We start from the raw sequence: 19,362 nt of genomic DNA, 5'->3' as shown, positions 1-19,362 counted from the left end.
CTGGGTAAGAGAATAATCATACCCAACGCCCAATTTCATCGTTTCTCAGGCACTGGTTTCTGGTACTTACCTGGATACTTGCGCTGAAAATATTCTTCCATAATTTGTAAAATCATCGGCGCAGCAATGCTACCGCCGCCGCCGCCAGAATGTTCAGCAAATGCCACGATCGCAACTTCTGGTTGTTCGAGAGGTGCATAAGCACCAAACCAAGCATGATTTTGCTTAACACGACCCTTCCAAGCTTCAGCAGTGCCACTTTTACCAGCGACTGGAGGAACTGTTGGCTGCATCAAAGCCTTACCAGTACCTTCAGATACTACTTTCCGTAGTCCCTGACGGAGAACACTTATAGTTGTTGGCTTCATATTTAAAGATTCTCGCCAGCTTTTTGCTTCTTCATTGTCTTTAAGCAAATGCGGCTGGACTAGGTAGCCACCATTAGCGGGCACGGCAAACATGATGGCGACTTGTAAAGGTGTAGTTTGTAAAGCACCTTGACCAATTGACATATTAATGCTGTCACCTACAGTCCAAGGTATCTTCCAAGCTTTCTGCTTCCATGTCTCATCTGGGACTAAACCTTTTGCCTCTTCGTCGGCAAATTCAAAGCCAGTTTTTTTACCAAATCCATACTTGCGAGTCCATTCAATTAAAGTTGGGCCGCCGACTCCACGACCAATTTGATAGAAGAAAGTATCACTACTCCACTGCATTGCACCGACAAAGCCCAACGGCCCAAATCCGGCGTGATTCCATTCACCAAATCGAGTCCCGCCAAAACTTAAAGAACCGTAGGTTTGCAAGATTGTGTTAGGAGAAAATTTACCTGATTCCAAACCGGCTGTGGTGGTGACAATTTTGAAGGTACTAGCGGGTGGAAAGGCGCTGAGGGCACGATTGACCAAAGGATGATCCTCACCTTGGACAGTTTTCCAATCTTTTTGACTGAGTTTCTGCTTCGAGAAAATATTAGGGTCAAAGGTAGGGTGAGATACCATTGCTAGAACAGCACCATTCTTTGGGTCAAGTGCCACGATCGCACCGTCTCGATTGCCCAAAGCTTTTTCTGCTGTCTTCTGCATATTTAAATCTATGGTCAAGTGCAAATCATTACCAGCTTTCGCTTGCTTCTCCCCCAAAACCCGGAGTGGTCTACCTGCACCATCCACTTCTACCTGCTGACCGCCCCATTCGCCCCGCAGACTTTTCTCGTAAGCTTTTTCAACTCCCATTTGACCAATCACATCACCTAATCGGTAGCCTTCCTGCTTCTTTTCTTTTAACTGGTCAGCTGTCAGTTCGCGCGTATATCCTAATACATGAGCTAATTCTCTACCGTGAGGATAATAACGAACTGCTTCTGTATGAATTTCTACATTTTGGAGTTCATTTTCATACTCTTTTAATGCCGTAATTTGCGCTTCGTCCAAGTCACGAGCAATCCGTATAAGTGAAGAAGAGTTAGCACCTGCCTCTTCTAATTTCTTTTCTATATCTTCTTGAGGAACTTCGAGAATTTGAGATAGACGTGTTCCCACAACCGCCCACGCAGGCTTTGTATGTGCCATCGGCCATAAATATACAGAGCGAGGATAGCGAGTGCTGGCTAAAAGTTTACCATTGCGATCAAAAATATTACCTCGTTCTGGTTGCTTGGGAATCATCCGAATTCGATTTGACTCGGCTCGTTTTCGGTGATTCGCTCCTTCAGTAATTTGCAAATATGCCAAACGAACGCTGATTCCGGTCAGCATCAATAGAGTAAATACAATTAAAAATATTGGCTGGAAACCCTGTCCAACTGTACGTGTATCTTTTTTGCTGCCAATTGATGGGAATAAAGACATAAGTATCAATTCAAAATTCAAAATGAATAAACACGATCATAGCCAGCCTTTTGGCAAGCGCTAATATGCAATTTTAATGCTGATTAGCTTCATCAAAGATTGTCTAACTACGTACATAAGTATATACATTTACCATAAATTAGGAAGTAGTACTGGGTATGAAATAATTAGGCAAGTATATTCTTGAACAATTGTTTTTGGCGGATACAATAAACCAAAGTGTCAAATATAGTCTGCCCAATAGACTATTGACAAAATTACGTAATATCACGGCATTCTACTAAAGACTATGGCCCAAATCGTCATACAAAATCAGAGGGGGATAACAAGCTTTCAGCCACTTGATGTTGAACTGCGTAACGTGTTCAAGTTTTTTAACCAAGAACCAGCAGTACATGGAATAGATTTGGATGTCAGACAGGGAGAATTTTTTAGTATTTTAGGCCCCTCCGGTTGTGGTAAAACAACAACACTGCGCTTAATTGCTGGCTTTGAAATCGCTGATGCTGGCAAAGTGTTGATTCAGGGTCAGTCTATGACTAATGTGCCGCCTTACCGCCGACCCGTCAATACTGTATTTCAAAGTTACGCTTTATTTAATCACCTGAATGTCTGGGATAACATCGCCTTTGGACTGCGGTTAAAAAAAATCCGCAAATCGGAAATTGAAATTAGAGTCCAAGATGCTTTAAAGTTAGTGAAAATGGAAAGTTTGCGATCGCGCTTTCCCAGTCAACTTTCAGGCGGTCAGCAGCAGCGAGTCGCCTTAGCAAGGGCTTTAGTCAACCGTCCCACCGTTGTATTACTGGATGAACCTCTAGGGGCGTTAGATTTAAAACTACGTAAAGAAATGCAGGTTGAGTTATCAAATTTACACAAAGACTTGGGAGTAACCTTTGTGATGGTGACACACGACCAAGAAGAAGCATTATCTTTAAGCGATCGCATTGCCGTAATGAACCAAGGCAAAATTGAACAAGTTGGCACTCCCAGCCAAATTTACGAACGTCCCCAGACATCTTTTGTAGCTGATTTTATTGGCGATACTAATTTATTCAGTGGTGAAATAGTAGAGGTAGACTCCTCAACTATTAAAATCTCAACCAAAACCGGACTCTCAATTATCAGTAGCCGCGCTGAAGATACACCATTTAAATTATCACAAGCGGTAGTAGTGAGTGTGCGCCCAGAAAAAATACAGCTTTCCCTTTATCCACCTAATTTGCCAACTAACTGCTTTGAAGGACGGCTTTTCACTGTTATGTATTTGGGTACACATGTTAATTACATTGTGGAATTAACAAATGGCATTAGGATTAATGTGTTGCAACCTAATACTTTTGGTGCTTTACCAGACCGCGACACCCCCATCTACGCTTGGTGGACAGAAAATGATTGTTTAGCTATTAGTCAATAGTTATAAGATTCAATAATGGAATAAGACCTTAACCTAAAAGGCAGGGGAGCAGGAGAAAGGGATCAGGGGTAAAGATACTATAATTCATCTGCCACAAGGGTTTCAACAGCCCTAAATTTATTTATGCCCAAAAGTAAAAATATTTGTTATGCCTACGGCACGCTGCGCGAACGACTGTAAGACGAGAAATAATACGTCCAAACTTTCAGCAAGCCCTATGTATGAGAATTTCCCCCTCGCTCCCCGCTTCCTGCCCCTTTTCCTCTTATTGACCCTGGATTAGGAATATTAACCCATGCCAATTTTGAAAACAGTTCCTTGGGTGTCCCTGGCGTTAGTACTGCTTAGTTACAGTACTTTAGGCTGGGTAATATCTGAAACACGCGCCCCTCTGTTTGTGTGGCTAGTGACTGTAGTTGGTATCTTGCTTTTAGTAGTAACGTTGACCATTCCTGGGGTACAAATGACACATTATTTGAATATTGTCTTTAAATCAAATACTAGGTCATTCGGCATTGCCGTCTTAGCAGCTTTCTTATTTTTTGTTATGATTGCCTGGTTTCGGGTATTTCTTGATACTTTACTCATCATTTCAGCAACTATATTAGTCAGAATAGACTTTCAACGAGCAGGTCTTAGGGAAGGGCTAGCTTTTTTGACTACATCTATCTTTTCATTGACAGGTTTAGCTTTGGGTGGACTAATCTACAAGTTAATATATTCCTAAGTTATGTTAAATTGATGAACTCTACTCAAAAACTAGCGATGCCCACGATTGACTACACCAAAATTTTTGACCTATTCTTTCTTTGCGTCCTCTTCGATTAGTTTTTTTACTTATACTCAATAGCCTGGCAAATCTTAATACATAATTGGTATTACCTAAATATTTATTTTTAGTTAAAATTCCCAACTTTTTAAAAAGTCAGGAATTTTTTTTTCAATACTTGCTTGGCTTCAAAATGCAGGCTGTTCAAATAGCAGTATAGAAAGGAAAAAATCCATGATAAAAATGGATACCCAACTAGTCACAACTGCTTTTGTTGCCGATTCTCCTACTTCCTTGGCTCCTCCCTTGGTAGTTAAACCCCAACTACAGCCAATGACAGCAACCAGCAGTCCAAAAATAAACCCTTTTAGCAAAATAATAAACAAATCTGATGGTTCTAAAAAATTTCTGACTGATTCTAAAAATGTTTCAGGAAGAATTTGGTAAAAGTACCATCCAGCAAAAACTCCGCCAATAATGCCAGTAACTAAAGCCAAAACTGTCATTAAAGGCACCATCAAGCAACAAGCAATTATTCTAGGAAGAACTAGATAATCAATGGGATCAGTTTTGAGCATATAAAGTGCATCAATTTGTTCTGTCACCTGCATTGCACCTATTTCTGCTGCAAAAGCAGAGCCTACTTGTCCCGCCATAATACTAGCAGTCAAAATTGGAGCCAATTCTCTACAAAAAGCTAAGGCAAAAGCACCTCCCACAGCATTCACAGCCCCAAATTTGACTAATTCTCTAGCAGTCTGAATAGTAAAAATCATTCCTGCAAAAACGCTAACAAGGAGAACTGGCGAGACAGAACCGGGCCCAGCAGTCACCAAATGTTGCATAATTTTGCGGTAGTAAGTTTTTCCCTGGAGTAAATGTAGCCACACTTGACCGAAAAGCAGTAATGCCGCACAACAACGTGCAATCTGAGATTGCTCAAAATTTTTTTTTAGTCGCAATTTTGTCGTCCTTAAGACTGGCTTTTTTTGCAAATATTTTTATATCAATTCTCCAAAATAAGACTCCAGATACAAATGGTGGGAACCCAGCCAGATGTAATCTGATTTTCTCAATTACGTAGACGCACGAAGTCCGGCTTCCCGCAGGATATTACGAATTGGTATTAGCGTATGGTACATGAACACAATCAATTTTGAGACTTTTCTGCTAAATACAAATTGTCTATAGGACTCACATTTTAGGACTTACGCAAAACCACACGCCCTCTAGGGCAATTCATGAATTGCCTCTACCTGCTAATCAGGGTTTTGGCTATTATTTGCGTAAATCCTGATATTTGATTGTGTGAAAGACTCAGTACAACTCAAAGAGTCTTCTTTGCTATTGCCTGCTTAAGCAAATAAATTCTGAAATCAAAGCGGACTGTTATAGCTGGTATTTTAGTTTTACTAAGTCCCTAATATGATTTTTTATGAACAGGAGCAAAACAGGAATCTTTTTGTTGTTATTGATACTAGCATTCTCCGTAGCACATCCAGCTTTTGCATCTGTATGCCGCAATTATGATGACTATAACGGGCTACGCCAACCTCACCAGATTTGCATTCTCAGCATCAATCGAAGTGCTAAAAATTATTGGGAATACAAGGCAGCCATTAGCGTAGATGGAGTCAAAAGACCCATCGAGGTTTACAATTGCCGTGAACGAGTCAGGGTTCAAAAAAGTGGGGCTGTTTTGCCCTTTGAGCAAAAAGGCCCTGGTGAAATGATATGCAGCTTTTTTAATTCTTCTCGGCGGTAAAGACGCGCCAGATAATAAAGACCGTAAAACCTAGATAAGCAAATACTGTTAACCATTCTTGCCAGCTACCAAATGCATTATTCATCAGCAAAAGCCATAAAATTAATATTTCTTAATCCTACACTCTGACGCAACCAGTCGGTTGCTGTGTTTTGGAAGATAAAGGCTAGTACCGCTTTGCGTAATTCGTAATTACCATTGCATAAGGGTTTTAGCCATTCCATAAGGGTGGTTTATTTATGCCGTGCTGTACTAATCAAAAATTTTTAGCTAATTTTCCGAAATCGATAACAACCAAGTGGTATCCCTTATTAGAGCATCGAGATTATACTGAACTTCTTATAACTAACCTTCGGGGAATATAACCCCATTGTTTTCACTCAAAAACCCGGTCATTAAGACTGGGTTTTTGATTTTAATTCTATTTAATTATTTTTTACCTAGTTCAATTTTTTACTTACGCTTGTCATGACTATCATTACATTTTGTACTGTTTGAATCGTCAGGGTTTTCTGAATCATCTACGTTGTTAGACTGATTAATATTTCCTTGAGATTTAGTTGTGCCAAAGAAATAAACGACTGCGATTTTCACAATATCAAAGTATGCAGGACGATTGTCACGGTCAACAATTGCTAAAGAGAGCGAACCTGCTACTAAGATAATTAATATGGGATTAAGCTGGTCTTGTGCAGAGAGATTGCCATGTTTTTTTGTCATTATTCCGTCTCCAATTTATAATTTCTTAGCTGATATTTGACAAGAAAGTAATGTGTTAGATTTGTAAATTTTTCTAGCACATCCTAAATACAGTTAGGGATAGTTAGAGACGAAATTTTCCCCGGCTCTAAAAAGTTTCATAAAGGAATTCAGACTTTCACACTAAGCTATTTCACATTTAAATTGCATATACTGTGTGAGCAAAATGCATAGCTCACAAAGGTTATATTTAATTTGGTTATACAAATTAGATGTTTTTTAGCTTAACAACAGTTCATTTGGAGTGAGCGAGGATATTAATTGAAAATCATGCAGTCAGTGTGTGAAAGTCGAATTTCGTTTTTGATATGTTAACGAACAGATTCAAAAATCACTGTAATCAATATTAAACAAAGAAGAATAAGCCCACACCGGAAAATGATCCAATGTAAAACAAAGGGTAGTAGACTGATCGCAATATGTGAACCTCCAAAAATAGCTGATAAAACGTAAGCGATCGCTAGCCCAAATAATGCTAGCAGGAAATATTTAATGAACTTGGAAGTCAAGCGAAATAACAAGCTTTGACGATTCGTAGTCATATTGTCCTCCTAATAAATGAATAAAAAAATAACAGGGTTGATGTAGTGCCAATAAGCGCTATATCAACCCTGTTGTAGCCTTTTTCTAGACTCTCTTGGGCGGGAAAACTATTCACTTGTTAACCTCAATAACGAAAACAATTTTTTACTGTTTCTCTAAAGCTTGAGGTGAAATCAGTGGCTTTTAGTAACTGCTGAGAATAATCAATCCTTATCTAATAATTCGGATACCATCCAGCCAAATATTGGCGCGGTATTTCCCTTCTTGCATCGAGAAAAGTCTAGTTTGAGTTGTCCAAACCCCTTACCTAACAATCTCCTCAACCCCACTCGAAAGCGATCGCAATAGATAGATACCTGACTTTGCGTATCTGTTGTATCTGTCGGTAACTCCTCTAAGTACCTGTTTAGATCCGCATGAACGCAACGAAAAGAACCTCGGAAAGAGATGACACGTAGTTCAAACTCTTCGGTTCCGATCTTGCGGATAGTCACTTCAATCATTCCATCCTTGCAAGTATGACAGGCAAGAATGTCTTTCTCAAGCAACTCAAATAATTCCTGGGCAGAATTTGAAACGTCAGGTGTTGGCATATTGTGGGGTACCTCAGTGCTACTTACTTCAGCTATCCTCGCGGTTCACACCTAATTTGTTATCAATTTTATATTTACTTTGTTAATCTTGTCAATAAATTGATAATGCAAATTGACAAGTTGATAATTTAGAGTATAGTTTAGTAGTGTCTTATCAATGCGCTTCTCTCCCAGATGTTGGGTGATGTCTACGACGGGCTACCCAACGTGCAGGACTAACCTCATAAATTTATAGGGTTTGTGGTTGAGTTCAATACAGACCTAACCCCCAGCCCCTTCCCTGCAAGGGAAGGGGAGTAAGATTCAAAGTATCTTTGCTTGCAGGGGAGAGGTTTATTCAAACGAGAAACGCTACTTTCTGGTGCTATTTGCTCAGAGATGACTGATAAAAGGAGAAGATTTGGGTATAAATAAGTAGAAATATATCTCACATCTACCTCACATACCGATAAATAGTTTTGGCTGGAGAAATTTACTTGATGATGCAAATTCCTGAAAGTTTCTTGAGAGCGGTTACAGCCGAACACAATGTATCTGAGGCTGAGGTAAGTGCCTTACTTCTAGCTTTAGCTGGCCAAACAGCAGAGTCTATTGCAACCACTCTCGAAATTAGTGCAGCAGCAGTACGGAAACGGCTTGGTTCGGTTTACCAAAAGTTTGACATTGCTGGGAGTACTCCAGGGAAATTGGAGGTGATTAGAAATATCATCCAGGAAAGATATCAGTTATCAACAGTAGTTAATGCTTCATCCTGTTACGATTTTGGCGAAGCGCCAGATGTCCCCGTTTTCTTTGGGCGTGAGGCGGAGTTAGAGGTTCTAGAGCAATGGGTAAATAAAGATCGTTGCCGGCTGGTGGCCATATTTGGGATGGGGGGAATTGGCAAAACAGCCTTATCTATCAAGCTGGCACAGAAAATTCAGGGACAGTTTGAGTATGTTATCTGGCGATCGCTACGTCATGCACCCTCTGTTAAGGAGATTTTTGCAGACTTGATTGAATTTTTCTCTAAAAAAAATGAGCCTAAAGAAGTAGGAATTTCGCAATTGATTGCCTATTTACGGAAACATCGCTGTTTATTGGTACTGGATAATGTAGAGTCAGTCATGCTTGGAGGTGATTATGTCGGGCAATATCGAGAAGGATATGAAGAATATGGAGAACTTTTCCGACAACTTGGGGAAGTACCTCATCAAAGCTGTTTAGTCTTAACCAGTCGTGAAAGCCCTAAAGAAATTGTCACCTTAGAAGGGAGCAATTTGAAAGTTAAATCTTTGCAGCTAAGTGGGCTAGAAAATATCGCTGCAAAAAACATATTTGTGAGCAAAGGTGATTTTTTTGCTTCAGAGAAAGATTGGAAAAAATTAATTAATCAATATGCGGGAAATCCTTTAGCATTAAAAATCGTTTGTAGTACAATTCAAGAAGTTTTTGGTAGTAATATATCAGAGTTCATTAGTTGTGATATTTCCGTGCTTTTTGGCGATATTCGCAATCTCTTAGAACAACAGTTTAATCGATTATCCAATTTAGAGAAAGAAATTTTATACTGGTTAGGAATTAATTGCAAACCTACTTCTTTTGTCGAATTACAAGCAGATATTATTTCAACTACATCACAACCAGAATTAATTGAAGCTTTAGAATCCCTGCGACGGCGATCGCTAATTTTTAATGAGAAGGGTTTGGCGAAATTTATGCTCCAAGCTGTAGTTATGGAATATATTATTAGCCAATTTGTTAATCAGGTCTGTGAAGAAATCGTTTCCGAGATTAACTTAGAAAATATCTCTCTACTAAAGAGCCATGCTTTACTCAAAGCACAAACCCAAGGAAAGGTGAGAAACGCTCAAATTCGTTTAATTATAGAACCAGTCACTGAAAGAATAATCAATACATTTGGTAATAAAGATCGGATTAAAGAACATCTACTAAAAATCATAGAATTATTACAAGTCAATATACCTTTGACATCTGGTTATGCAGGTGGAAATATTATTAACCTGCTTTCTCACCTAGAAATTGATTTGAGCGGATGTGATTTTTCTAATTTAAAGATATGGCAAGCATACCTAATCAGTGTGAATTTGCATAATGTCAACTTTACTAATTCTGACTTATCTAAGTCTGTATTTACAGGAATATTCGATAGTATTTTATCAGTGGCATTTAATCCTGTAAATGGAGAAAATGTTGCTACAGGTGACGCTGATGGTCGGATTAGCTTTTGGCAATCTACTTATGGCGAACAACTGTTTCATTGGAAAGCACACTCTAACTGGGTAAGAACTGTTGCTTTTAGTCCCGATGGTAAAACTTTAGTCAGTTGTAGTGATGATCATACTGTAAAACTCTGGGATGTTGAGAGCCAAAAACATCTCATGACTTTTGAAGAACATACTAGTTGGGTCAGGTCTGTTGTCTTCAGTCCTGATGGCAAATTTGTCGCTAGTGCTAGTAGTGATAAAACTATTAGAATCTGGGATCTGGATAGCCAAAAATGCTGGAAAATTTTCAAAGGACATAGCAACTTTGTTCGTTCTGTTGCCTTTAGTCCTGATGGGAAAATACTCGCAAGTGGTAGTGCTGACCAAACTGTGAAGTTGTGGGATGTAAAAACAGGTAAATGTTTAAACACTCTTGAAGGACATAACAAATTAGTCCAGTCTGTAGTTTTTAGTTCTGATGGTGAAATACTTGCTAGTTGTAGTGACGACAAAACCGTGAAACTCTGGGATGTTGAAACGGGGAAGTTATTAACAACTTTAGAAGGACATACTAATTTAATTCATTCTATAGCCTTGAGTCCGATCGCCTCTTCGCAAGGAGGAATTATTGCTAGTTGTAGCGATGACAAAACTGTGAAACTCTGGGATCTTCAAACAGGGAAATTATTAAAAACTTTAGAAGGACACAGTAATTCTATTCTCTCTGTTGCATTTAGTCCTGATGGGAAAACACTCGCTAGTGGTGGCTATGACAAAACCGTTCGGTTCTGGGACATCGAGACTTATCAATGCATTCAAATCTTGCAGGGATACACTAATTGGGTACACGATTTAGCTCTAAGTCCAGATGGAAAGATAATTGCTAGTAGCAATGATGATAAAACCGTTAGGCTGTGGAATGTTCAGACTGACGAATGTATCAGTACCTTGGAAGGACATGCTGGCCGCCTTTGGTCTGTTGCTTTTAGTCCACTTCCTGGGGGGTTGTTAGCTAGTGGTGGTGATGACCAAACCATCCGCTTTTGGGATATTGTGAGTGGACAGTGCGTGAAAGTTTTGCAAAATAGCGATCGCATCCGCTCTATTGCTTTTAGTCATGATGGGCAAATTCTGGCTAGTAGTAGCATTGATTGCAACATCAAGCTATGGAATGTTAGAACTGGTCAATGTTTTGAAACATTAGAAGGGCATACAAATTGGGTGCAATCTGTCAGTTTTAGTCCTGATGGTGAAATTCTCGCTAGTGGAAGTGACGATCAAACATTGCGGTTGTGGAATGTTCATACAGGGGAACGTATTCGGGTTTTGGAAGGACATACTATGCGAATATGGTCTGTTGCTTTTAGCCCGCTTCTCCCTTCACAAGGGCAACTTGGAGGGTTATTAGCTAGTGGCGGTGATGATAAAACAGTACGCCTGTGGGATGTTCAAACTGGCGAATGTTGCAAAATTTTAGTCAATGATGATTGGATACGTTCTGTTACTTTTAGTCCTGATGGTAAGATTATTGGCTGTGCTTGTGTTAACCACACTGTAGAAATTTGGGATGTTAAGACAGGCGAACGTCTGACTATTTTACAAGGACATAATAATTGGGTTCGTTCTGTTACCTTCAGTCCAGATGGAACTTTGTTTAGCGGTTCCCAAGATGGAGCTATTAAGCAATGGAATGTTACAACTGGAGAATGTATTAAAACGCTTATGCCAAAAAGACCTTATGAAGCCATGAATATCAAAGGTGTTTCCGGTCTAGGTGAGGAGCAAAAAAATACCCTTAGAGAATTGGGTGCTATCGAAGATTAATCGGTTAATTAAAACTAATAATCATGTTCTCGAATTGCACTCTTAAAATGTGTCTTAGTTTCTTATTGTTGAATACGATTATATCTCGTTTGTGGATTAGCATTATGCCAAAGTATATTGCTCAGATAATTTTTCAAAGCAACCGAACTCTTTCTAATACGAAAGTGTCACTATATTTCAATGCAGTTCAGTTAAGCATTCTTTCTCCGCGTCCTCTGCGCCTCTGTGGTTCATTAAAAAAATTGAATTTGACAAATATTAAGCCTTGAATGAACTGGACTATACTATATTTTCCAGATACTTCGAGTATCTTCTATATAAATTAAAATAATAATGAAATGTCACAACTTAACCCTAAAAAAATTGAGTTATATGAAATTAAAGACATAGATCGGCTGCCTCAACTGCAAACGCTTTCAACAGCAGATCGCTTGGCAATGAAAGCAGTTGCCCAAGTATTGCCGTTCCGTGTCAATAACTACGTAGTAGAAGAATTAATTGACTGGGATAAAATTCCCGACGATCCCATCTTTCGCCTCACATTTCCTCAAAAAGAAATGTTAGCTCCTGAATCTCTCGACAAAGTTATTTGGCATCTGCAAAATTCCCCGCCAGAAGAACTGCGTCAAGTAGTAAATACAGTGCGATCGCAACTTAACCCACATCCAGCCGGACAAGCAGAATATAATATTCCCACATTAGATGGCAAACAAGTACCAGGAATTCAACATAAATATCCCGAAACAGTCTTAATTTTTCCGACAGCCGGCCAAACTTGTCACGCATATTGCACATTTTGTTTCCGTTGGCCGCAGTTTGTAAAAATGGACGGAATGAAATTCGCTACTCGTGAATCAGGACTTTTTCAAGATTATCTCCGCCAACATCAAGAAGTCACAGATGTTTTAATTACTGGCGGAGATCCGATGACAATGAAAGCTAGACACCTGGCTTTATATATTGAACCACTCCTAAATTCCGATTTTGAACATATCCAAACAATTCGTATTGGTACTAAATCCGTAGCTTATTGGCCTTATCGCTTTGTCACAGATGAAGATGCTGACGATCTCTTACGTTTATTTGAGAAAGTAACAAATTCAGGCAAACATCTGTCGATAATGGCACACTACGATCACTGGACAGAAATCAAAACTGAAATTGCTCAAACAGCGCTCCAACGCATTCGGAGTACAGGCGCACAGATTCGCGCTCAAGGGCCACTTATGCGCGGAATTAATGATTGTCCGCAAGTATGGATAAAAATGTGGCAAGAACAAGTTCGCCTTGGTTGCATTCCCTACTATATGTTTATGGAACGAGATACCGGAGCCAAACATTACTTTGAAGTGCCAATTATTCGAGCTTGGGAAATTTATCAAGCAGCAATACAAAAAGTGTCTGGGTTAGCTCGCACGGCTCGCGGTCCAGTCATGTCAGCACTACCAGGTAAAGTTGCAGTGGATGGCGTAACTGAGATTTATGGCGAGAAAGTATTTGTACTTTCGTTTTTGCAAGGACGCGATCCTAATTGGTGTAAACGTCCTTTCTTTGCACGTTATGACGAGAAAGCAACCTGGTTAACTGATTTAGTTCCAGCGATGGGAGAAAAAGAATTTTTCTATGAGAAAAAATTAAAGGAAATTCTGAAAACACAAAGTTGAATTGGAGATTGTGAAATAATTTATACCTATTTGCAGAAACTTTTAAGAGAATTTATCGGTCTGGTTCTCCAAAATCTGCAAAAATTCAGCCAATGTCATCTTCTGCTCAAGGTATTCCCGGATTACCCGATTTGACGCATCCGATTGAGCTTGTTCAATTTGGAACCCAGGCGCTCAAAGCTTCAATGTTATTAGTGTTTTTGATTGTAGCTTTAGGAGTTGCGATCGCACTGATAAGTTTTTCTCTCCGCCGCAGCCAGCCGGAACAGCTTATATTCATCGGCGAATGGGCTGTTGGTTATTCTCAACTGTTGCGCGGATTACAGCATTTAACTCTAGTATTAATTCTGTTAGTACCGGGATTTTTTCTCTGTTCAACTTTAAGCAATCGCTACCACTACTGGGAACAGGCGAAGGTGGCTCAAGTGGCTGAAAGTGTGGCAGGCGAAAAGCTCGAACAACTTGCTCCCCAAGTGCGTTACACCATCCAGGAGCCATACTCATATAACACTCAAGTCGGTAACAAAATAGTCAAGGTAAATGAGACAAGACAAATTAATCGCTTCTTGACTTTGGCTGGTTCGCAAATTCAAGTCAAACTTGACCAAAGTGTAGATGTTCCAGGTCGTAGCTCAATTTATCGGGCAGATTATACTGCTGATTATAAAGTAGTTAACCAACTCAAGGATATTAATAATTTTTTCTTTGAAGCACCGCCACCCAACGGCTACACACTTCTTTCTAGCTATAAAATCGAGCGTGACGGCACAAGGTTACAACAAACCAATCCGGGAGACTATGGTTTTCCCTTCCAGTTGCAACCAGGGCAAGAAACCACTTTTCGAGTCACTTATCAAGCTAGAGGCGGGCCTCGCTGGGTTTATAGTGCAGAGGGACAGATACTATCTAACTTCCGTCTTATAGCAAATGCTAACTTTTCTCCAGCTAATTTTGCCAGTGGTATTGAACCTGATGAGATAAAATCTGACGGACGCAGTACGCAATTTACTTGGAAATTTGACGAGAATGTTTCAGTCAAAAATCCATTTGGAGTGTTTACCAACACCGAACCGATTCGTCATACGGGGGTAATTCCACGTCTTTTATTGCTAGCACCAGCAATATTTTTGTGGTGGATCTTGTTGTTATATTTATCACTACCAATGAGTTTCAGAAATGTTGCGATCGCTGGTAGTATTTTCTTTGCTTGTCTATTGGTTTTGACCTATCTGGCTCGTGTCATCAATGCTCAGTTGGCTTGGACTTTAATTTCCATCATCTTACTATTTTTGACATGGGGATTGGGAGCTAGTCGCAGTGCTTCCCTGGCTGCTATTATCTGCACTATTGCTGGAGCCGTATTACCAATCTTTGGATTGTTAGTACCTTTCAGCGGCCTTACCCTTAGCCTAGCGGGTTTGCTTTCAACCGTTTGGTTAGCAGTTCGTCACTGGTATGGCTGGTACAGTTTAAATCCAGAAGACCAAAGATTGCAGGCTCAAAAAAATGCTAAATATTAGTAGATTTCGCTATGATTAGCGAAGTTTTAGTAAATAGCATTTATGGATAATGATTTACTGGCTTTCTTAGCGGGCGCTGGGTTACTCGTCCTCTATCTCATCTTCTCAGCATTGACTGAAATGGGAACTAAACTACCTTGGAAGAAATAAGCTGATAGGACGATAAGGTTGCGAAAAATTTATATTTTTCAACCTGATTGGGCTTGGAATAAGAGATAAACATCCTTTAGGCTAAGTTAATATACTTATTGTTCGAGAGAGTGCAAAATGCGCGATCCACAAAAGAACCAGATTAAAATCGAGCCAGCAACCCTCGTATTAATTGTGTCCCTAGTAATACTCTTGCCTCTACTGTTTGTTGGTTTTTTCTCACAGTGAGCGAGTAACGAATACTCGTTAGTTAACAATTCGTAATTATAAATTACGAATTATTAGAGTACTCCAAGCAAAAAACGCTCAATTGTCATTGCGAGCGAAGCGAAGCAATCCCAGCCCTTGCGATTGCTTCGCTTCGCTCGCAATGACGGGTTTTGGATCATTTATTTTTTGGAACACTCTTAATTACTTTAATTTTCCCGGTATCTGGGAAAGACCATAAAGATATTTGCAAAAGGGGGATTTAAACCCTTTAATTTACGATAAAATTTCATTTATGGAAACTTCTGGAACTCTTGCTGGTTTAGATATTCTGGTAGTTGAGGATGATAATGATACTCGCTTTTTCATCACTACTGTGTTGGAAATGGATGGAGCAAAAGTGATACCAGTAATATCAGCAGATGCGGCACGCCAAGTATTATCCGAATTGGAGCCTGATGTTTTAATTTCTGATATTGGGTTGCCAGGGGAAGATGGCTACACTTTCATCCGCAAATTTCGTGCGCTCAAATCAAAGAATTGTGGACGAGTCCCGGCTATAGCTTTAACAGCTTATGCTGATACTGAGGCTCGGATCCGTGCCTTAGAAGTTGGCTTTGACACTCATGTATCTAAACCCGTTGACCCAGACGAACTAGTTGAGATAGTAGCTAACTTGGTTGCTTCTTGTAACTGGTAATGATTGTAGTGCCCGATAAAGTGCGTTAACGGTAGCTTAACGCACTATTTCCACCCAAAAACTACTTAGGTAAAACCTGTCTTAGTGCTGCTAAAAATTGCTCAACACTTTCCCTACGGCTATTAAAGCCCATCAGCCCTACGCGCCAGACAAGACCCGCTAGTTCGCCAAGACCACCACCAATTTCAATATTATATTCATTGAGTAACTGCCGTGCGATCGCTTTCCCATCTACTCCTGTTGGAATGCAGACAGTGGTAAGCGTCGGTAGCCTATACTCTTGCTCAACGTGCATACTCAATCCTAAATTCTCCAACCCTTCCCAGAGATACTCTACGTTTTTTTGATGACGCTGCCAGGAATTTGCTAACCCTTCTTCTGCAAGCAAACGTAATGCTTCCCGCAATGCATAATATAAATTAATCGGTGCTGTATGGTGATAGGTGCGTTCAGCGCCCCAATACTTACCCAGTAACAACATATCCAAATACCAGTTTGCAACCTTAGTTTGACGCTGTTGCAATTTTTCAACGGCACGCGCACTCATCGTAAAAGGCGAAGCCCCAGGCGGGCAACCCAACCCTTTTTGGCTACAACTATAGGCTAAGTCAACTCCCCAAGCATCCAAAAACAAGGGGACACCACCCAAACTTGTCACAGTATCCACTAACAGCAGAGTGCCAAATTCACGACACAAATCAGCAACTCCTTCTAAAGGTTGCCTTGCACCAGTAGAAGTTTCGGCATGAACTAGAGCTAAAATAGCCGGACGATGAGTTTCTAGGGCAGTTTTGAGTTCATCAAGCTTGAAGACTTGTCCCCAAGGTTTCGTAATGGTTCGGACATCAGCACCATAACGTCCAGCCATATCCACGAGGCGATTACCAAAATAACCAGCTACACCAATCAAAACTATATCACCAGGTTCAACAGCATTAGCGATCGTTGCTTCCATTGCGGCTGTTCCCGTACCACTGACTGCAATGGTGAGTGGGTTTTCTGTCTGCCATACGTAGCGCAGCAACGACTGAATTTCATCCATGAGGGCGAGAAAAGCTGGGTCGAGATGCCCAACCGGTGAGGTATTCATCGCTTGGAGAACTGTGGGATGGGCATTTGATGGCCCTGGGCCTAACAGTAGACGGGATGGAATTTCTAACGGTGTGAGTTGCAAGCGCCCGGAGTCGTTGATTGAAATTGTTTGCGTCATAATCTGTCTTCGCCTAGACGATACTTACCGCATCATACTAGGACTCCTATTTGATTTTTGAAAAAACTCAGTACAACTTGAAAAGCCTTTTTCTCTCTTGCTTATTGTATGCACTTCTCTAGCGCACTTTCTAAGAAATTAGCTCATAAGATAAAGAGTATAAAAATTTTGTATTATTTGAGACTTACCTTTTACTTAGCCGACTTTGAAAGGTTTTTACCTAATCAAGATATTTCCTTTTATTATCAAGCATTTGAGGTACTTTTTATGCTTGAAAATTTATCAAGACTTCATCGACTAAACTAGTGTATTTACTGAGGGTAAGATTTTATTTTATTCCTAAATTGAATGCATCTACCACAAATTATCTGCAAAAACTTTCATTTTTGCTCAACATCAGGTACTTACTATTGGACAATTATGACAAAGCCTTCTGTTATAAAAAAAACATTATCTACCAATATTGGTACTAACCCAACCTTAGACTTTTATTCTACTCGCATAGTTTTTATCGACCCACAGGTTGAGGATTACCAAAGTTTGGTAATGGGTGTTTTAGCAGATACCTCTGTTGTCGTTTTAGATGCCAACCAAGATGGCATTAAGCAAATTAGTCAAGTGCTGGAGTCTTATCAGGGAGTTACTAGCCTCCACATTGTTTCTCACGGCGCACCAGGATGTATCTATTTAGGCAACAGTCAACTTAGCGGCAAAACCCTCAACCACTACGCAGCAGACCTTATGGGTTGGGCAAATGCTTTGAGTGAAGACGCACAACTACTGTTGTATGGTTGCAACGTAGCTCAAACAGAATCAGGTGTATTGTTTATAAACTGTCTGAGCGAATTGACAAGTGCAGTAGTAGCGGCATCTAATGACTTGACGGGAAATTCTGCATTAGGTGGTGATTGGGAACTTGAGGTTTGTACAGGGGATATTGTTCCTCATTTGGTGTTTAGGCAAGAAATAATAGCAACCTACACTTCAATTCTATCTGTAGTTCTCGACACAAGTTTTGGTAGTGGTGGCAAGGTTATTACTGACTTAGGCGGTACTGACATTGGTAGAAGCGTTGTCATACAAGATGATGGCAAGATTCTGGTGGCAGGAGTAAGTAATAATAACTTTGCTGTGGTACGTTACAACAGCGAAGGTACTCTCGACACAAGTTTTGGTAGTACTGGCAAAGTCATTACTGACTTGGGCAGTACCGACTTCGGCTACAGCATTGCCCTGCAAGCCGATGGCAAGATTCTAGTGGCGGGAAGGCGTGGTAGTGACTTTGCTGTGGTACGTTACGACAGCGAAGGTAATCTCGACACAAGTTTTGGTAGTGCTGGCAAGGTCATCACTAACTTGGGTACTACTGATATCGCCTACAGCATTGCCCTGCAAGATGATGGCAAGATTCTGGTAGCAGGAGTAAGTAATAATAATAACTTTGCTGTGGTACGTTACGACAGCGAAGGTAATCTTGACACAAATTTTGGTAGTACTGGCAAGGTTATTACTGACTTGGGCAGTACCGACATCGGCTATAGTATTGTCATACAAGATGATGGCAAGATTCTGGTAGCAGGAGTAAGTAATAATAACTTTGCTGTGGTACGTTACGACAGCGAAGGTAATCTCGACACAAGTTTTGGAAATGCTGGCAAAGTCATTACTGACTTGGGCAGTACCGACATCGGCTACAGCGTTGTCATACAAGATGATGGCAAGATTCTAGTGGCGGGAAGGCGTAGTAGTGACTTTGCTGTGGTACGTTACGACAGCGAAGGTAATCTTGACACAAATTTTGGAAATGCTGGCAAGGTCATTACTAACTTGGGCAGTACTGATGTCGCCTACAGCGTTAGCGTGCAAGCAGATGGCAAAATTATTGTGGCTGGCTCGAGTAGAAGTAACTTTGCTTTAGTACGTTACAACAGTAATGGTACGCTTGATACTGATTTCAACACTACTGGCATCATCACTACTGATATCGGTACAGGCAGTGCTGACAATGCCTATGCTCTTACCCAACACGATGGTACGATAATAGTTGCGGGAGTAAGCGCCAATAACTTTGCTGTGGTACGCTACAGGGTTAACCAAAATCCAGTCGTAGCAAATGCGATCGCTCCTCAACAAGCAACAGAAGACGCAGCTTTCAATTTCATAATCCCCGCAAACACCTTCAAT

Annotated in this window: 15 protein-coding genes; 8 read left to right on the top strand and 7 right to left on the bottom strand. The window is 40.3% G+C overall.

Features of this window, described 5'->3' with window-relative positions; all coding sequences use genetic code 11:
• Positions 1-35: 35 nt before the first annotated feature.
• Entirely contained in the window at positions 36-1,850 is a 1,815-nt protein-coding gene (mrdA, locus tag VB732_RS26860; protein WP_323233927.1) for a penicillin-binding protein 2, read from the bottom strand.
• A 289-nt stretch (positions 1,851-2,139) separates the two neighbouring features.
• Between mrdA and VB732_RS26855 the strand changes: the two genes are divergently transcribed.
• Positions 2,140-3,267, top strand: a complete 1,128-nt coding sequence (locus VB732_RS26855) for an ABC transporter ATP-binding protein (protein WP_323233926.1) — start codon at positions 2,140-2,142, stop codon at positions 3,265-3,267.
• 295 nt (positions 3,268-3,562) lie between these two features.
• Entirely contained in the window at positions 3,563-3,994 is a 432-nt protein-coding gene (locus tag VB732_RS26850) for a hypothetical protein (RefSeq protein WP_323233925.1), read from the top strand.
• Positions 3,995-4,224: 230 nt separating this feature from the next.
• Here VB732_RS26850 and VB732_RS26845 read toward each other — a convergent pair whose 3' ends face one another.
• Positions 4,225-4,998: an MlaE family lipid ABC transporter permease subunit gene (locus VB732_RS26845; protein WP_323233924.1), complete on the bottom strand. Its 774-nt coding sequence runs from the start codon at positions 4,996-4,998 to the stop codon at positions 4,225-4,227.
• Between the two features lie 473 nt (positions 4,999-5,471).
• Here VB732_RS26845 and VB732_RS26840 point away from each other — a divergent pair, with 473 nt between their 5' ends.
• Complete coding sequence (locus tag VB732_RS26840) at positions 5,472-5,801, top strand: hypothetical protein (protein ID WP_323233923.1); 330 nt, start codon at positions 5,472-5,474, stop codon at positions 5,799-5,801.
• 77 nt (positions 5,802-5,878) lie between these two features.
• Here the strand turns inward: VB732_RS26840 and VB732_RS26835 are convergent, their stop codons facing one another.
• The 4 genes from VB732_RS26835 to VB732_RS26820 form a co-directional block, all read right to left on the bottom strand.
• Entirely contained in the window at positions 5,879-6,025 is a 147-nt protein-coding gene (locus VB732_RS26835; protein ID WP_323233922.1) for a hypothetical protein, read from the bottom strand.
• A 229-nt stretch (positions 6,026-6,254) separates the two neighbouring features.
• Complete coding sequence (locus tag VB732_RS26830) at positions 6,255-6,521, bottom strand: hypothetical protein (RefSeq protein ID WP_323233921.1); 267 nt, start codon at positions 6,519-6,521, stop codon at positions 6,255-6,257.
• A gap of 350 nt (positions 6,522-6,871) precedes the next feature.
• A complete protein-coding gene (locus VB732_RS26825) occupies positions 6,872-7,102 on the bottom strand; it encodes a hypothetical protein (protein ID WP_323233920.1) in 231 nt (76 codons plus the stop codon).
• A gap of 204 nt (positions 7,103-7,306) precedes the next feature.
• Positions 7,307-7,696: a hypothetical protein gene (locus VB732_RS26820; RefSeq protein WP_323233919.1), complete on the bottom strand. Its 390-nt coding sequence runs from the start codon at positions 7,694-7,696 to the stop codon at positions 7,307-7,309.
• A 479-nt stretch (positions 7,697-8,175) separates the two neighbouring features.
• Here VB732_RS26820 and VB732_RS26815 point away from each other — a divergent pair, with 479 nt between their 5' ends.
• The 4 genes from VB732_RS26815 (at position 8,176) to VB732_RS26800 (ending at position 15,968) form a co-directional block, all read left to right on the top strand.
• Positions 8,176-11,727: an NACHT and WD40 repeat domain-containing protein gene (locus tag VB732_RS26815; protein ID WP_323233918.1), complete on the top strand. Its 3,552-nt coding sequence runs from the start codon at positions 8,176-8,178 to the stop codon at positions 11,725-11,727.
• 338 nt (positions 11,728-12,065) lie between these two features.
• On the top strand, positions 12,066-13,391 hold the full coding sequence (locus VB732_RS26810) for a hypothetical protein (protein ID WP_323233917.1): 1,326 nt from the start codon (positions 12,066-12,068) through the stop codon (positions 13,389-13,391).
• A 92-nt stretch (positions 13,392-13,483) separates the two neighbouring features.
• A complete protein-coding gene (locus VB732_RS26805; RefSeq protein WP_323233916.1) occupies positions 13,484-14,911 on the top strand; it encodes a hypothetical protein in 1,428 nt (475 codons plus the stop codon).
• 652 nt (positions 14,912-15,563) lie between these two features.
• Positions 15,564-15,968: a response regulator gene (locus VB732_RS26800; RefSeq protein WP_323233915.1), complete on the top strand. Its 405-nt coding sequence runs from the start codon at positions 15,564-15,566 to the stop codon at positions 15,966-15,968.
• A 61-nt stretch (positions 15,969-16,029) separates the two neighbouring features.
• On the opposite strand, the gene VB732_RS26795 is transcribed toward VB732_RS26800, so the two are convergent.
• On the bottom strand, positions 16,030-17,178 hold the full coding sequence (locus tag VB732_RS26795; RefSeq protein WP_323233914.1) for an alanine--glyoxylate aminotransferase family protein: 1,149 nt from the start codon (positions 17,176-17,178) through the stop codon (positions 16,030-16,032).
• 420 nt (positions 17,179-17,598) lie between these two features.
• On the opposite strand from VB732_RS26795, the gene VB732_RS26790 reads away from it, so the two are divergent.
• Positions 17,599-19,362, top strand: a 1,764-nt coding sequence (locus VB732_RS26790; RefSeq protein WP_323233913.1) for a DUF4347 domain-containing protein, incomplete at its 3' end; no start/stop codon positions are given.

Source organism: Nostoc sp. UHCC 0252 (assembly GCF_034931145.1).
GTDB lineage: Bacteria > Cyanobacteriota > Cyanobacteriia > Cyanobacteriales > Nostocaceae > Nostoc.
This window is presented reverse-complemented; position numbering and strand designations above follow the sequence as displayed.

What these genes read in the sequence shown, in the direction of transcription:
- mrdA (WP_323233927.1), bottom strand. Translation starts at nt 1,850, where the DNA reads ATGTCTTTATTCCCATCAATTGGCAGCAAAAAAGATACACGTACAGTT.
- VB732_RS26855 (WP_323233926.1), top strand. Translation starts at nt 2,140, where the DNA reads ATGGCCCAAATCGTCATACAAAATCAGAGGGGGATAACAAGCTTTCAG.
- VB732_RS26850 (WP_323233925.1), top strand. Translation starts at nt 3,563, where the DNA reads ATGCCAATTTTGAAAACAGTTCCTTGGGTGTCCCTGGCGTTAGTACTG.
- VB732_RS26840 (WP_323233923.1), top strand. Translation starts at nt 5,472, where the DNA reads ATGAACAGGAGCAAAACAGGAATCTTTTTGTTGTTATTGATACTAGCA.
- VB732_RS26835 (WP_323233922.1), bottom strand. Translation starts at nt 6,025, where the DNA reads ATGGAATGGCTAAAACCCTTATGCAATGGTAATTACGAATTACGCAAA.
- VB732_RS26830 (WP_323233921.1), bottom strand. Translation starts at nt 6,521, where the DNA reads ATGACAAAAAAACATGGCAATCTCTCTGCACAAGACCAGCTTAATCCC.
- VB732_RS26825 (WP_323233920.1), bottom strand. Translation starts at nt 7,102, where the DNA reads ATGACTACGAATCGTCAAAGCTTGTTATTTCGCTTGACTTCCAAGTTC.
- VB732_RS26820 (WP_323233919.1), bottom strand. Translation starts at nt 7,696, where the DNA reads ATGCCAACACCTGACGTTTCAAATTCTGCCCAGGAATTATTTGAGTTG.
- VB732_RS26815 (WP_323233918.1), top strand. Translation starts at nt 8,176, where the DNA reads ATGATGCAAATTCCTGAAAGTTTCTTGAGAGCGGTTACAGCCGAACAC.
- VB732_RS26810 (WP_323233917.1), top strand. Translation starts at nt 12,066, where the DNA reads ATGTCACAACTTAACCCTAAAAAAATTGAGTTATATGAAATTAAAGAC.
- VB732_RS26805 (WP_323233916.1), top strand. Translation starts at nt 13,484, where the DNA reads ATGTCATCTTCTGCTCAAGGTATTCCCGGATTACCCGATTTGACGCAT.
- VB732_RS26800 (WP_323233915.1), top strand. Translation starts at nt 15,564, where the DNA reads ATGGAAACTTCTGGAACTCTTGCTGGTTTAGATATTCTGGTAGTTGAG.
- VB732_RS26795 (WP_323233914.1), bottom strand. Translation starts at nt 17,178, where the DNA reads ATGACGCAAACAATTTCAATCAACGACTCCGGGCGCTTGCAACTCACA.